The 13142-nt window shown below is 26.7% G+C and carries 17 protein-coding genes; 10 read left to right on the forward strand and 7 right to left on the reverse strand.

The genetic code is table 11. The annotated features are described in order from the left end of the window. Positions 1-23: 23 nt before the first annotated feature. The 3 genes from Q0K19_RS05920 to Q0K19_RS05930 all read right to left on the reverse strand — a co-directional run bounded on the left by Q0K19_RS05920 (position 24) and on the right by Q0K19_RS05930 (position 2421). Positions 24-1040, reverse strand: coding sequence for a hypothetical protein (locus Q0K19_RS05920; protein WP_297246281.1), 1017 nt, complete (start codon positions 1038-1040; stop codon positions 24-26). Between the two features lie 134 nt (positions 1041-1174). After that, positions 1175-1840: a diphthine--ammonia ligase gene (locus Q0K19_RS05925; RefSeq protein WP_297246283.1), complete on the reverse strand. Its 666-nt coding sequence runs from the start codon at positions 1838-1840 to the stop codon at positions 1175-1177. A gap of 68 nt (positions 1841-1908) precedes the next feature. Continuing rightward, a complete protein-coding gene (locus Q0K19_RS05930; protein ID WP_297246285.1) occupies positions 1909-2421 on the reverse strand; it encodes a PaaI family thioesterase in 513 nt (170 codons plus the stop codon). A 215-nt stretch (positions 2422-2636) separates the two neighbouring features. Between Q0K19_RS05930 and Q0K19_RS05935 the strand changes: the two genes are divergently transcribed. From Q0K19_RS05935 to Q0K19_RS05950, 4 genes are read left to right on the forward strand one after another with little or no spacing between them, the layout of a single operon-like run. After that, the gene (locus Q0K19_RS05935) at positions 2637-2903 is read left to right on the forward strand and encodes a YtxH domain-containing protein (protein WP_014486774.1); all 267 of its coding nucleotides are present in this window, start codon (positions 2637-2639) and stop codon (positions 2901-2903) included. Positions 2904-2911: 8 nt separating this feature from the next. Further along, the gene (locus tag Q0K19_RS05940; protein ID WP_297246287.1) at positions 2912-3313 is read left to right on the forward strand and encodes a DUF948 domain-containing protein; all 402 of its coding nucleotides are present in this window, start codon (positions 2912-2914) and stop codon (positions 3311-3313) included. Between the two features lie 25 nt (positions 3314-3338). Further along, positions 3339-4412, forward strand: a complete 1074-nt coding sequence (locus Q0K19_RS05945; RefSeq protein ID WP_297246289.1) for a peptidylprolyl isomerase — start codon at positions 3339-3341, stop codon at positions 4410-4412. Positions 4413-4427: 15 nt separating this feature from the next. Next, a complete protein-coding gene (locus tag Q0K19_RS05950) occupies positions 4428-5321 on the forward strand; it encodes a hypothetical protein (RefSeq protein ID WP_297246291.1) in 894 nt (297 codons plus the stop codon). 6 nt (positions 5322-5327) lie between these two features. Here the strand turns inward: Q0K19_RS05950 and Q0K19_RS05955 are convergent, their stop codons facing one another. From Q0K19_RS05955 to Q0K19_RS05970, 4 genes are all read right to left on the reverse strand, one after another. Next, the gene (locus Q0K19_RS05955; RefSeq protein WP_297246293.1) at positions 5328-6065 is read right to left on the reverse strand and encodes a site-2 protease family protein; all 738 of its coding nucleotides are present in this window, start codon (positions 6063-6065) and stop codon (positions 5328-5330) included. Positions 6066-6370: 305 nt separating this feature from the next. Next, complete coding sequence (locus Q0K19_RS05960; RefSeq protein ID WP_041177155.1) at positions 6371-7099, reverse strand: amino acid ABC transporter ATP-binding protein; 729 nt, start codon at positions 7097-7099, stop codon at positions 6371-6373. After that, positions 7092-7805, reverse strand: coding sequence for an amino acid ABC transporter permease (locus tag Q0K19_RS05965; protein WP_048595589.1), 714 nt, complete (start codon positions 7803-7805; stop codon positions 7092-7094). The genes Q0K19_RS05960 and Q0K19_RS05965 overlap by 8 nt, the downstream gene beginning before the upstream one ends. Positions 7806-7890: 85 nt before the next feature. Next, positions 7891-8643 (reverse strand): basic amino acid ABC transporter substrate-binding protein, encoded by a 753-nt coding sequence (locus Q0K19_RS05970; RefSeq protein WP_297246297.1) that lies wholly within the window; start codon positions 8641-8643, stop codon positions 7891-7893. 219 nt (positions 8644-8862) lie between these two features. Between Q0K19_RS05970 and Q0K19_RS05975 the strand changes: the two genes are divergently transcribed. The 6 genes from Q0K19_RS05975 (at position 8863) to Q0K19_RS06000 (ending at position 13134) form a co-directional block, all read left to right on the forward strand. Further along, a complete protein-coding gene (locus Q0K19_RS05975) occupies positions 8863-9471 on the forward strand; it encodes a LemA family protein (RefSeq protein ID WP_297246299.1) in 609 nt (202 codons plus the stop codon). Between the two features lie 84 nt (positions 9472-9555). Next, positions 9556-10593: a LacI family DNA-binding transcriptional regulator gene (locus tag Q0K19_RS05980; RefSeq protein ID WP_297246301.1), complete on the forward strand. Its 1038-nt coding sequence runs from the start codon at positions 9556-9558 to the stop codon at positions 10591-10593. Positions 10594-10749: 156 nt separating this feature from the next. After that, positions 10750-11184, forward strand: coding sequence for a 50S ribosomal protein L19 (rplS, locus tag Q0K19_RS05985; RefSeq protein WP_297246303.1), 435 nt, complete (start codon positions 10750-10752; stop codon positions 11182-11184). A 34-nt stretch (positions 11185-11218) separates the two neighbouring features. Beyond that, positions 11219-12046: a sulfide/dihydroorotate dehydrogenase-like FAD/NAD-binding protein gene (locus Q0K19_RS05990; RefSeq protein ID WP_297246305.1), complete on the forward strand. Its 828-nt coding sequence runs from the start codon at positions 11219-11221 to the stop codon at positions 12044-12046. Between the two features lie 72 nt (positions 12047-12118). Beyond that, a complete protein-coding gene (locus tag Q0K19_RS05995; RefSeq protein ID WP_297246307.1) occupies positions 12119-12532 on the forward strand; it encodes a hypothetical protein in 414 nt (137 codons plus the stop codon). Between the two features lie 110 nt (positions 12533-12642). Further along, positions 12643-13134 (forward strand): LEA type 2 family protein, encoded by a 492-nt coding sequence (locus Q0K19_RS06000; protein ID WP_297246309.1) that lies wholly within the window; start codon positions 12643-12645, stop codon positions 13132-13134. Positions 13135-13142 lie beyond the last annotated feature (8 nt).

Consider the following 13142-nt stretch of genomic DNA (forward strand, 5'->3'; position numbering starts at 1 on the left):
ATCTTCTTTAAAATCTTCAAGTATTACAAAATCTCTTCCTTTTCTTTTTTATTTTCTAGTTGCTTTGTTAATTCTTCTACTTCTTTTTCAGAAGGTTTAGAATTCATTTCTTTTATTATCATAGAGAACTTGCCCAAACTAACAGCATTTTTTCCGCTTCTGTTTCTTTCATTAAAACGAAATACCCATCTATTTGTAGAATACTTATTATCAAATACTTTTACGCTTTCCCTTCTGAAATATCTTCTTATTTTATCAAAATCAGCCTTTGACGGAGCAGCTAATTGAAATACTATAAGCTGTTTTTCCTCATTATAATAGTAATTAAAATATTTTATACCAACCAATCTTATCTTTACAAGCTCTTCTCTCCAATTTAAATATCCTTCCCAGTTTTCAAGATTAGTATTTAAATGTTCTCTTATAGATTCTGTAGTATTTATTAATTCATTTAAACATTCTTTTCTGTATCCTGAAGGTATATTGGTATGATAAGGCGTAACAGTTATTTCTGTTTCAAATTCTTTGCATCCTTCATAATTACCGATGATTGATATTTCATTTATAACAAAAAATCCTTCCCTTATATATCCTCTAAAAGATAAAGTTAAATCATCACTGATATTGTCTTCCAAAAATCTTGTCTTTTGAGGTCTTAAATATAATTTTCTTGATTCTCTTTCCGCACCTTTTTTATCTATATATGTATGAGATGCATTTGTAAAATAACAAGTATTATTATAATTTTCTATAAAACACTCTCTCAATAACAAGCTTAATTTTTCATTATTATCTTCTATATCTTGAAAAATATCAGGAAAATTTTTCTCTAATTCTTTTATGCTGGAATTAAGTCTGCCTCTATCTTTTTCTTCATCACTATATCTTAGATATATATTGTTAGACATAATATCATTATCCTTATTATTTATAATAATTTTTTTCTTTACAACAACTTTTCTATTGAAAACTATTGATTTTAATGCTTTATCCTGATCATTAATATGTATTATTTTTTTTATAATTACTTTAGGCTTCATAATCATACATATTTATGTAAAAAATAATTTTATATATAATTTTTTAGTATATAACATATTATAGTAAAATCAATATTTTATATAAAGAATATACTTAATTATATAATATTAAATGTTTAATTATATAATAATTTTTAAATAGTGCTAATATTTATATAAATATTGATACTTGAATGATTTTCAAAATCATGTATTTCTGATAGTTTGATATCAAGAGGCTTTTTAAATATAGGGCCGTCATATACAAATGTATGAAACTCTCCAGATTCTCCTGCAGGGTCTATTCCAATCGATATAAATTCATCAATAAGTTCATTAGTAAAATCAATACCTAAATATTTTTTATCAAGTTTTGATGTATCAATTATTTTTATTTTAGCTTTAAAACCGGCATTAACAAATTCTCTCGCTAATGATATTCTTGACTGATGCCATAAAGGAAACTTTGATTCAAAACCTGATTCCTTACATAAATTTTCAGCCCAATCTCTATGCATTTGAATATCTATATCTCCAAAAGCACAAATATTAATTCCTTCTTCTTTGACTTTTTTTAATTCTTCTATAAAATTTACTCTATAAGTATAATGTGTGGTATTGATAGCAATATGAGGAATATCTAAACATTTACTTACTTCATCAAATAATTCTTTAGATATTCCATGAAACCATGAATGTTTATCTTCTTCATTTATAGTGGTCATTATATACTGAGGAATATATCCGTCTTTAATCATTTTGTATAATGCCAAAGTGCTGTCTTTTCCTCCGCTATATGACATAACAAATTTTTTACTCATATTTAAGCTGTTTAATAAAAAAGTTTATTATAGTATTTGGGAATAATTTTTTATTAAATAAAAGTTTATTAAGGTATATTTATTGTTGTAGGGTCAGTTTCTTTTTTCTCTACCGCCCAATCTTCTTCATTATTAGGATCCATTTCAGCTATTTTTTCAAGACTCATGCATATATATGTACCTTTAGCTGTTACTGCCACTTTATCATCATTAAGAAGTATATAACCTTCGCCTTCAAAAATTCTTCCGTCTCCTGAAGTGATTTTTCCTATTATTCTAATTTCTTCATTAATAGGTACAGGTCTTTTATATTTTGTTGTAAGTGTCATAGTAACACCCCATTTATCTTCGCCAGTATAAGGCATCATAGCTCTTCCTATAGTTTCATCTAAAATGGCTGCAAGTATACCGCCATGAACTCTTGAAGGATAACCTTGGTGAACATCTTTGAAAGTTACCAAAGCACATAATGATTTATCTTCTAATTCATAAAATTCAGCTTTCAAACTTAAATCATTTTTAAATCCGCATACTAAACACATTCTTGAATTGTTTTGCTTATTTAATACTTTTAATTCCATAATAACTCCTATTGTTGCTATATACTCATATAAAATTAACTAATAATAATTTTACAAAAACTATCATACATATTAATGCTTTTTATACAAAAAAACAATATTACTTATTGGTTTATTTACAGTTTTTATATCATAAATACATTTTTGATTAGTTGACAAAAATGTAAATTAAATTTAATATTAAAGTTAAGTTATATAACTAGGAGGATATTATTATGTCTAAAGAAGTATCAGGTATGTTTTCATTTTTACTAGGCTTATCAGCTGGTTTAGCATTGGGTGTACTATTTGCTCCAAAAGCAGGTGAAGAAACAAGAGAAGATATCAAAGAAACTATGGACAATATCAAATATAAAGTAGATGATATTTACCATAGAAGTGTATTAAAAACTTCAGAGTTAGTTGAAAAAGGAAAAGAAAGAACTAATGATTTCTTTGAAAAAAGAAAGAAAAAAACTTCTGAAGAAACTGTTGAAGAATAATAATTAATATGCAAGATATTACATTTCAAATTAATGTTATAGCTATATCTTTAGCTTTCATAGCTATTTCTATATTGATATTGGTATTAGCTATATTTTTTGTTTTACTTGCAGGTTATTTTAGATTTACTAATAGGTTCGATAGAATACTTGAAAATATCGAATCTATTAGTGAAAAAATAGGAAGTATTGCCGATACAGTAAATGATGAAGCCAATAAAGTTAAAGTAACATTAGATAGTATACATGATTCTTTTAACAGTTTAACTAATAGTATTAATAATTTCAGTTCTATAACTACAGATATATCTAATAATTTTAGCATTATTAATATATTCAAATCTATATTTGCCTTATTTACTGGCAAAAATAGAAAAAGAGATGATTTCACAGAAAATGATGATTTTTGATTTATAATTTAGGAATTGTTTTGTTATGATAAAAAGAATATTTTTTTCAATTTTTTGCATAGTTTTATTTTCTACTTTCTTATATTCACAGGATACCAATTGGGTAATTAGAATAAGAGACGGCGAAGGAAATATAAAAAAACTTATAACTGTTGAAGAGTGCCTATCTGAAATATCTAATCTTACAGTTTTAAGAGGAGCTCCGGAAGAAGCTGTTAATGCTCTACTTACTAATGATTTTCAATTATGGCAGTTTGCTTCTCAGATTATAGAACAGGAAGTTGTATATTTGAAAGCTGTTGAAGAAGGATACGATAAAGATGAAGAGGTATTAAAGTTAATATCTAAAGAAAGAGATAATCAATTATCACAAATCTATATGCAAAGTAAAGTATCTGACACTTTCGCTGTGGTAACAGATGCCGAAAAAAGAAAATTTTTCAATGACAATATATCAAGAATAAGAGCTGCTGTAGGTCCTAATGTAAGATATGAGCAGGTTGCTATGGAAATAGAAACAACAATTCTTCAAGAGCGTATGAGAAATGAATATGATAAAATCATAGAAACAGGAAAAACTAAATATAATGTAAAATATTCTATGGATACAGATCCTTGCGTTACCATAGGAGAAGAAACTGTACCTTTATCAGAATTTAATGATATGTTTAATGAATCTATAAAACAGGCAGGAGCAAATATCCCAGCCGCTTTAAAACTTCAGGCTAAAGAAGGAATGTTCAAAGCTTTTGTAGCTAGAGAAATTATGATGTATGAAGCTAAAAAAGAAGGATTCTATGAAACTACTCAAGCTAAATCTATAGAAAATTTCTTGACTAGAAGTGCTGTTACATCACACTATATAGATAAAACTATAAGATCAACTATACCTACTCCTACAGAAGAAGAAATTAATTTAGCTTATGAAAGATATGGTAAAATGTATAATATAGATTCTCTGCCTTATGCAGATGCTCAAAAAGCATTAGCTAGTTTAGTAATAGAAGCTAAAACTCAGCAAAAATATCAAATATTAGTTACAGATTTAAGATACAGATACAATATAGAAAAAAATATTGATTTATTATTGAAAAAATAATTATTAACTAATATTATGAAAAATAGATTATCAATTATATACTTTATATTTTTTATATTATTCTGTTTTTCGCAAATATCTTTTGCAAGAAGAAACGATTTTGATTTCGATGTAACTCCGCTTATAGAAAAAAATAAGATGTTTTCTGTAGGTATAGGAGGAATATTTTCTGAATATAATAGCTGGTTTCAAAACGGAAAATTACAAACATTAGATCCTAATAATCCAAATATAAGCAGAAGAGATTTATATTTCACATTTATGCCCTATTTTAAAGTAAGACCTATTAAATATTTAGAATTAGGTATATCAACAAGCTTCACGTATCAAAGGCAGGATTGGAGAAACGATATAACAAGTGCTACAAATATGATTGATGAATTTAATTTTGATTCTATTAATGCCACTATGAAAGCTACACTTTTAGATTGGTATTTATCTATAGGTGTTAAAGTAGGATTAAGCTACAGTTTTATGAAAAATACTCATATATATTCTGACATCAAAGATCCTTTCAATATATACACTACTATAATGTTAGCAGGAATTCCTAAAGTAATACCTCTTAATTTCTTCTTTTGCTATACTTTTGATACTAGGGATAATCTATTAAAAGATATTCTTAATACAGGCGAGATATCTGGAGGACTAGAGATCATAACATCTCCTTTTATCACTTTATATACAGGTGTTAATTATATATTCCCATATACAAAACAGTCAAGCCTTTCTTATTTAGATATATTCGTTAAATTTAAAGCCACAATATCAGACTTCTTGTATATGACAGTATCATATCAGAAAACAGTATATGGTTTTGGTAATGCCCCTAATACATCAACATTTAATTTTGCTATAGAATATATGTTCTATACTCCTAAAGGCGGTTGGTGGAGTTTAAATAAATAAAAAATATCATATAGAAAATATAATATTAATACTCTTTCCTAGTAAATGCTGAGATATAGTTTGTATAAATGCTAATATTGTTCTTAATATACCAAAGAAAAGCAATGCATAAAGTATTAAAAATCCATAAGGATATATTCTATCATAGGTATCTTTGCCCTTTGGGGATAAGAAAAATCTCAATATCCAACCCCCATCTAATGGAGGAAAAGGAAGTAAATTAAAGAACATAAGCATTATATTAATCATATAAAACATAAATAACATTGTTAAAACTATAGGCAAAGCATTAAGCAGAAAATTTGAGAAGCCATTATTATTATTCTGTAAAAACATCATTATTTTATATATTATAAAAGTACCATCAACTGTAAATGTTAATATTTTCATTATGATAAATGATACAGTTGCTATCATAAGATTAGCAAAAGGACCTGCAAATGATACTAAAGCCTGATCTCTTTCAAAATTATTAAAGTTATTAGGATTAACAGGAACAGCTTTCATCCATCCTATAACTGGAATACCTGTAACTGCAGCAAGTATAGGAAGAATCACACTTCCCAATATATCAATATGTGCTAAAGGATTGAGAGTGAGTCTTCCAAGCCTCATAGCAGTTCTATCACCGAACATAAATGCAGTCCTTGCATGAGAATATTCATGAGTGCTTGCTGATATTATAAATACAACATAAGATATGATTCCTATTGAAAGTTTGTTAGAAAATATTTCATAAACCATTATTTGTTTCCTTAAAAATATACGTTATTTAAATATAAAAAACTTTTATTATTATTGATGATAAAAATTATTTTTTATTTTACTAATTTAAGGTTAAAACATATAAAACTATTATATGATAAAATAATTATTAATGATATATTAATTTTTTAAAGCGATAAACGAGAAGCTGATAACTTTAGTTGTCAGCTAAAAATATTTAAAATAAAAATTGTGAGCCTCTTGCAAGTTTACTTGACATAGCCTTTAGCGAGCGAACAATTTTTATTAGTAATAATAAATTTATCACTAGCAATAATAAAAAATTAATGATTCAATACTTTATACAAGAATTCTCTAACTCTGTCATGTTTAGGATTAGAGAAGAACTCATTAGGCTTCTCATCTTCAAGTATCTTTCCATCATTCATAAAAAGTATTCTAGTAGCAACATTCTTAGCAAAACCCATTTCATGAGTAACAATTATCATAGTCATGCCTTCTCTTGCAAGCTCTATCATAACATCTAAAACCTCTTTAATCATTTCAGGATCCAATGCAGAAGTAGGCTCATCAAAAAGCATAATATCAGGCTCCATAGCCAAAGCCCTAGCTATAGCTATTCTCTGTTTCTGTCCTCCGGAAAGTTTGCTTGGATAAACATCTTTTTTATCTACTAACCCTACTTTATTAAGAAGTTCTATGGCCTTTTTCTCAGCATTTTCTTTTGAAATTTTTTTTACTTTCATAGGGGCTAAAGTGATATTTTCCATAACAGTTTTATGAGGAAATAAATTGAAATGCTGAAATACCATTCCAAGTTCCTGCCTTATAACATTAATATCAGTATCCTTATCCATGATATTTTTGCCTTTTATTATAATATCACCTTGAGAAGGTTCTTCAAGTCTGTTTAGGCATCTTAAAAATGTTGATTTACCGCTTCCTGAAGGTCCTATTACAGCAATAATTTCGCCTTTTGCAATATCAACATCTATACCTTTAAGAACTTCTAATTTTCCGAATTGTTTATGTAAATTTCTTACCTTAATCACTTTCTCTCAAACCCTCCTCTACTCTCTTCATGATCATAGCAAATACAGAAGTAAGTATAAAATATATTATCCCCACAGCAATTAAAGGCTCAACTCCTCTATATGTTTGGCTTGTGATGATATTTGCAGATCTAAGCAAATCAACACCGCCTATAAATCCAACAACAGAAGTTTCTTTAAGCAATGCTATAAACTCGCTTACAAGAGGAGGAAGTATTTTTTTGATAGCCTGAGGTATTATAATCTCTTTCATAGACATAGAATAATTCATACCTAAAGCCCTTGCCGCTTCCATTTGTCCTTTATCCAAACTTTGTATTCCTGCCCTTATAATTTCAGCAACATAAGCACCAGAGTTTATTCCAAAAGCAATTGCAGCTATAATAAGTATAGGAGTATCTCTTAAACTATCAACAAAAATAACATTAGCCCATATCATGAGCTGTACTACAACAGGAGTTCCTCTTAAAATATTTACATACCAGAATGCCAATTTTGATAAAGGATTGAAATCTTTGAACTTTTTAGAGTTTTTGAACGGATAAAATTCGGAAAGCTGAAGCAATGCCACTAATATACCTAGTATAACACCTATTATAGTAGAGCATGCTGTTGTTCCTACAGAAAATAATAATCCTTTTATAATATAGATGTATCTCTCATTTGATATGAATATTAACTTTAGAAGTTCTAAATATTCAAGCATATATATAAACCCTTATAAAAAATATATCCTCTTCTTATAATCTCATAAAAAAACGAGAAAATAAGAAGAAGATATAAAATATATATTATTCCCCAAAATACTTGCTTATTAAAGCATCATAAGTGCCATTATCTTTAATAGTTTGCAAAGCTTCATTTATCTGAGCAAGCAGTTCAGTATCTTCTTTTCTCATAGCAATAGCATACTCTTCACTACTTACTGAATCTGTAAGGTTAATAACTAATTTTAAATCATCATTTTTATCAAAATATTGTTTAGCAGGTTCAGAATCTAAAACTACAGCATCTACTTTTTGGCTTTTCAAAGCTATTACAGCCTCTGATGTAGCACCATATCTCTGAACATTTACATTAGACATCTCGCTTACAGTTAAATCACCAGTATAACCTAATACAACACCAACATTTTTACCTTGTAAACTATCAAAGCCAATAATATCTTTATTATCTCTATGAACTAATATAGTTTGTTTAGATTCATAATAAGGATCTGAAAAATTAACAAATTGCTTTCTATCTTCAGTTGCTGTCATACCAGCAATAATTACATCTATTTTTTTAGCTTGTAAAGCAGGAAGAAGTCCGTCAAAAGCCATATCTACAAACTCAATATCTTTTCCAATAATCTTTGCTATTTCATTAATTAAATCTACATCAAAACCAACAATTTTGTCTCCATCTCTATATTCAAAAGGTTCAAATTCAGCATTAGTTCCAATATATAATTTATTTTTATCAGCTTGTTTTTTACAGCCTATAAATATAAATAAAACCGCTGATAAAGCTATAATTATTTTGAAAATATTATTCTTTAACATAAGAAAAACTCCTAATTTTTACATAAAAATACTATATGTAAAATATTTCATATTTTTTTTGAATAATTTTATATATATAAAGTAAAAAAGTCAAGGTAAAATATTGCTTTTCAAATGATAATTTATCACATAAATGAATTTGAATTAATAAGACATATAATATATAATTTCCACTTAAATGATAAATAATTAAACAATAAAAATGGAGATGTAAAATATATGAGAGGTTCTGCGGTAGCAGTAATATTTATTATAGTGAATATAATAGCTATCAGCATATTTATGATAGTTTCTACCACTTCTATAAAAGAATCTATTTTATCAGAAGAAAAATTATCCAGAGAATCATTGGACTCTATATTAGATACTTATTATAAAAAAAATATAGCTTCAGAAAATTATTATAATGCGGTATCTGTAATACCAAAAATAGATGTATATGTTTTGCATTCTTTAAGTAATTATATAGAAAGAATAAAATCAATAGAAGCTGATTCTACTTTGATAGAAAAGCCATTAACATTTCAGGAATATCAGTATATACAGGCAAGAATAACAGAGAATATAAATAAAATTAATTATACAGCAAGGAATTACCCTGTTTTAAGGACAAATCAAAACTATATAGCAGCTTTAAATGAAATGCGTCCTATAATAGAAGATGAAAAAAAATATATATCCACTTATAATGATCATGTATTAGAATATAATAGACTTACAACAACTCCTCCTTCAAGCATTGTAGCCGGTATAATGGGGAAATTTCCTTTCTTAAAATTTGAAACAGGAACTAATATTATAGCACAAACTTCACATATGTTTCAATAAATGAAAATATATCATTTATATTTGCAAAAATTAAAACTTTTACTATAATATAAATAACTAAATATCCGGATAGTATAAAGCATCATGAATGATAATGTAATAGAATTGAAAAACCTAAAAAGAGTAACACAGAAAGAAATAGCTAAAAGACTTGGAATAAGCAGAACAACTGTAGCTAGAGCTATAAACGGAAGCGAGTTTATCAAAGAAGAAACTAAATCCAAAATATTAGAATTGGCTTCAGAACTGAATTATGAAAAAAATTATATAGGAAGCTCTTTAGCAAATCAAAAAGAAAAAACTGTTCATTGTCTTATAGCCAATTCTTTTAATGAATTTTATACAAAAGAAATAGTACGCGGACTTAATACTATTCAAAAAGAATATTCTATATATAATTATAATTTAAAAATAACACCAACAGAAATACATTCTCCAGACAAACAGGTAGAAATTTTAAAAAACATCTTAGAAGAAGGTAATATTGATGGTTTAATAATAACACCATTAAATAGAGAAGTAATATATAATATACTAAAACCATATTTCGGTAAAATAAATATAATATCTATAGGAACAAGATTATCTGAAAATATACCTCATGTAGGGCCTAATCATATAAAACAAGGCTCTATAGTTGCTGGAATAGTTTCTAATCTTTTAAGAGATAATGAAAAACTTCTTATTATAGATAATGGAGATGATAATATTTCTTCAGGAATGTATTTAGAGGGCTTTTTACAAAGGATAAAAAATACTAAAATAGATATTATAGGGCCTATTTATTGCGGAAATATAGAAGACAGCATATATACTATAAAAAAAATATGCTCTAAAGATAATATTAAAGGAATTTATATTAATAGATATGCTCAAGAAATTTATGATATGATAGATAAAAGCATATTGAAAGATAAGAAAATAGTTACTCATGGTATGGCAGAAAGTATAAAAAACCTAATAAAGTCAGGCATAATATCATTTACTGTTATGGAAGGCGTATTTATGGAAGGATACAATGCCGGTAAAATGATGTTTGAAATGATATACAAGAAAAATGTTAGTACTAATTGGGAGGTTTCTGATTCTAAAATAATATTTTTAGAGAATTTACAAAATTAATATTATTAAAATTTATTTTGAATTTTACTTGATAAAATTAACATATTATGTTAGAATATTGCAACTATATTCTATAATGTTATATTTGTTTATTTTAGATTCTTACGGAAATTAAATAACATTAATATAAATAAAATTAATTAGGAGATATTACAAATGGATCAACAGATAAGATTAGTAGAAGCAAAATATAAAAAAGAAGCCATACTACCTTTTGAAATAGGTGATACAGTAAAAGTATGGGTAAAAATTATCGAGGGCGATAGAGAAAGATTACAGGCTTATGAAGGTACTGTGATTTCTATTCGCGGAAAAGGAATTAATAAAAGTTTTATTGTTAGAAAAATATCTTACGGCGTAGGCGTTGAAAGAATATTCTTATTGAATTCTCCTAGAATAGATCATGTTGATATCATAAGAAAAGCTAAAGTAAGAAGAGCTAAACTTTACTATCTTAGAAATAAAGTTGGTAAAAAAGCTCGCTTAGTAGAAAGATTAGGCGTAAAAATACCGAAACACTCTGATTTAATAAAAAATACTACTGAAGAAAATACAGCAGCAGAAGAAAATAATACTTCTTCAGCAGAATAATATTTTTTTATTTTAAGATTTTAAGGAGAATTTTATGGGCTATAAAATAGTTGCCAGAGAGCAATGGTCAGAAAAGGTCTTCATGATGAAAGTACTAGCTCCGGATATTGCTAAACATCGTAAAGCTGGTAATTTTATAATATTCAGACTAGATGAAAAAGGTGAAAGAGTACCCCTAACTATAGCTGATGCTGACGTAGAAGCTGGTACTATTACTATAGTTACTCAAAGTATAGGATATTCAACTACTAAACTTATGGGACTTAAAGTTGGTGATGAAATATTGGATATCATAGGGCCATTAGGTCAGCCTACTCATATAGAAAAGAAAGATGGCATAGTTTTAGGTATCGGCGGCGGTGTAGGTATTGCTCCTTTACATCCTATAGTAGAAGCTCATCATAAAGCTGGTAATAAAGTTATTTCTATATTGGGTGCTAGAGATAAATCACTTATCATTATGGAAGATATGATGAAAAAAATATCTGATGAAGTTCTTATCTGTACTGATAATGGAAGTTACGGTGAAAAAGGTCTTGTAACTGATATGATTACTAGAATATATGAAAGAGGCGAAAAAATTTCTGAAGTTATAGCTATAGGTCCTGCTATTATGATGAAATTTGTTGCTATGCTTACAAAAAAATATAATCTTCCTACTGTTGTTAGCTTAAACCCTATTATGATAGACGGTACTGGTATGTGCGGATGCTGCAGAGTAAAAGTAGGAGATCAAACTAAATTTGCATGCGTTGAAGGTCCTGAATTTGATGGACATTTAATAGACTTCGATCTTCTTATGAAAAGACAGGCTATGTACAAAAAAGAAGAGCATGAATGCAATTTAAAATTAGCTAATTAATATTTAATTATAAAATAAAAAGTTACAGTCTGATTCAGATTGTAACTTTTTTTATGATACAATCTATTTATAATGAAATTACATATTGATGCTAATATTAAAAATTTTGTTCTTCAGAAATTTGAATGGGACAGCACATACTTCCAAATAACATTAAATATAAAAAATAATTATCCTATAAAAATAAAATTAGAAAATCTAAAACTTAATCTTATTAATTGCTTAAATGAAAAATTTGCCTATAGTGAATGCGATAATATATCAATAAAATCAAGGGAAAGTAAAGATATTACTTTTAATGTCATTCTATACAATAAAGAATTTTCAAACTTAATAAATAACTTTTTTAATTTTAAGAAATCAATATTTAAAATTCATATAATAACTGCTAAATTGAATATGTTTTCTATTATACCAATAAATTTAAAAAATTATGAGCATAATATTGATATACTTGATATTATAAAACATCTATATAATTCATAGAACCAACTATTTAATTTATTTTTAGTGATAATCAATAATACATTATTATATATTACTATTTTCAGTTATATTTGTTATATAAATATGACTAAATAAAAAAGGTATGATTTATGATTAAGAAAATAACCGTTATAATCTCAATATTATCAATGCTATTTGTATTATCTTCATGCGAAACATTACAGTCATCAGCAAGAGAAATTACAAGAAGCTACATAGAAGAACATAAACCTGATATAAAAGCAAAAAGTGCTAAAATATCAAGCGTAACATTACAGGATATCACTTTAACTACTCTATTTGAAATAAAAAACAATTTAGATTTTGAAGTTCCTATTGATAAAGTAAAAATAGACCTTGTTAATACTTCAGGAAAAACTTTTGCAACAGCTACTTCAGTAGAAACATTAAAGATACCTGCAAATCAGGCAAGAGATATTAATTTGGATTTTAAAGCTAAATATTTAGATGTATTTACAACAGCTTTTGATGCTATAAAATCAAAATCTTTTAAATGTGATGCTAAAGTAACTTTGACATTCACTGTATACGGAATGAAATTTGAATTCCCTTATACTAAAGAATTAACATTTACAGAATAAATAAAGTT

The organism is uncultured Brachyspira sp., from assembly GCF_944393015.1.
In the GTDB taxonomy this organism is placed as follows: Bacteria; Spirochaetota; Brachyspiria; order Brachyspirales; family Brachyspiraceae; genus Brachyspira.

Excerpts from the sequence above, each read along its gene's own strand:
- Q0K19_RS05935 (WP_014486774.1), top strand. The coding sequence starts at position 2,637 with ATGTCTAAAGAAGTATCAGGTATGTTTTCATTTTTACTAGGCTTATCA.
- rplS (WP_297246303.1), top strand. The coding sequence starts at position 10,750 with ATGGATCAACAGATAAGATTAGTAGAAGCAAAATATAAAAAAGAAGCC.
- Q0K19_RS05990 (WP_297246305.1), top strand. The coding sequence starts at position 11,219 with ATGGGCTATAAAATAGTTGCCAGAGAGCAATGGTCAGAAAAGGTCTTC.
- Q0K19_RS05945 (WP_297246289.1), top strand. The coding sequence starts at position 3,339 with ATGATAAAAAGAATATTTTTTTCAATTTTTTGCATAGTTTTATTTTCT.
- Q0K19_RS05940 (WP_297246287.1), top strand. The coding sequence starts at position 2,912 with ATGCAAGATATTACATTTCAAATTAATGTTATAGCTATATCTTTAGCT.
- Q0K19_RS05995 (WP_297246307.1), top strand. The coding sequence starts at position 12,119 with ATGAAATTACATATTGATGCTAATATTAAAAATTTTGTTCTTCAGAAA.
- Q0K19_RS05930 (WP_297246285.1), bottom strand. The coding sequence starts at position 2,421 with ATGGAATTAAAAGTATTAAATAAGCAAAACAATTCAAGAATGTGTTTA.
- Q0K19_RS05955 (WP_297246293.1), bottom strand. The coding sequence starts at position 6,065 with ATGGTTTATGAAATATTTTCTAACAAACTTTCAATAGGAATCATATCT.
- Q0K19_RS05925 (WP_297246283.1), bottom strand. The coding sequence starts at position 1,840 with ATGAGTAAAAAATTTGTTATGTCATATAGCGGAGGAAAAGACAGCACT.
- Q0K19_RS05975 (WP_297246299.1), top strand. The coding sequence starts at position 8,863 with ATGAGAGGTTCTGCGGTAGCAGTAATATTTATTATAGTGAATATAATA.
- Q0K19_RS05920 (WP_297246281.1), bottom strand. The coding sequence starts at position 1,040 with ATGAAGCCTAAAGTAATTATAAAAAAAATAATACATATTAATGATCAG.
- Q0K19_RS06000 (WP_297246309.1), top strand. The coding sequence starts at position 12,643 with ATGATTAAGAAAATAACCGTTATAATCTCAATATTATCAATGCTATTT.
- Q0K19_RS05980 (WP_297246301.1), top strand. The coding sequence starts at position 9,556 with ATGAATGATAATGTAATAGAATTGAAAAACCTAAAAAGAGTAACACAG.
- Q0K19_RS05965 (WP_048595589.1), bottom strand. The coding sequence starts at position 7,805 with ATGCTTGAATATTTAGAACTTCTAAAGTTAATATTCATATCAAATGAG.
- Q0K19_RS05970 (WP_297246297.1), bottom strand. The coding sequence starts at position 8,643 with ATGTTAAAGAATAATATTTTCAAAATAATTATAGCTTTATCAGCGGTT.
- Q0K19_RS05950 (WP_297246291.1), top strand. The coding sequence starts at position 4,428 with ATGAAAAATAGATTATCAATTATATACTTTATATTTTTTATATTATTC.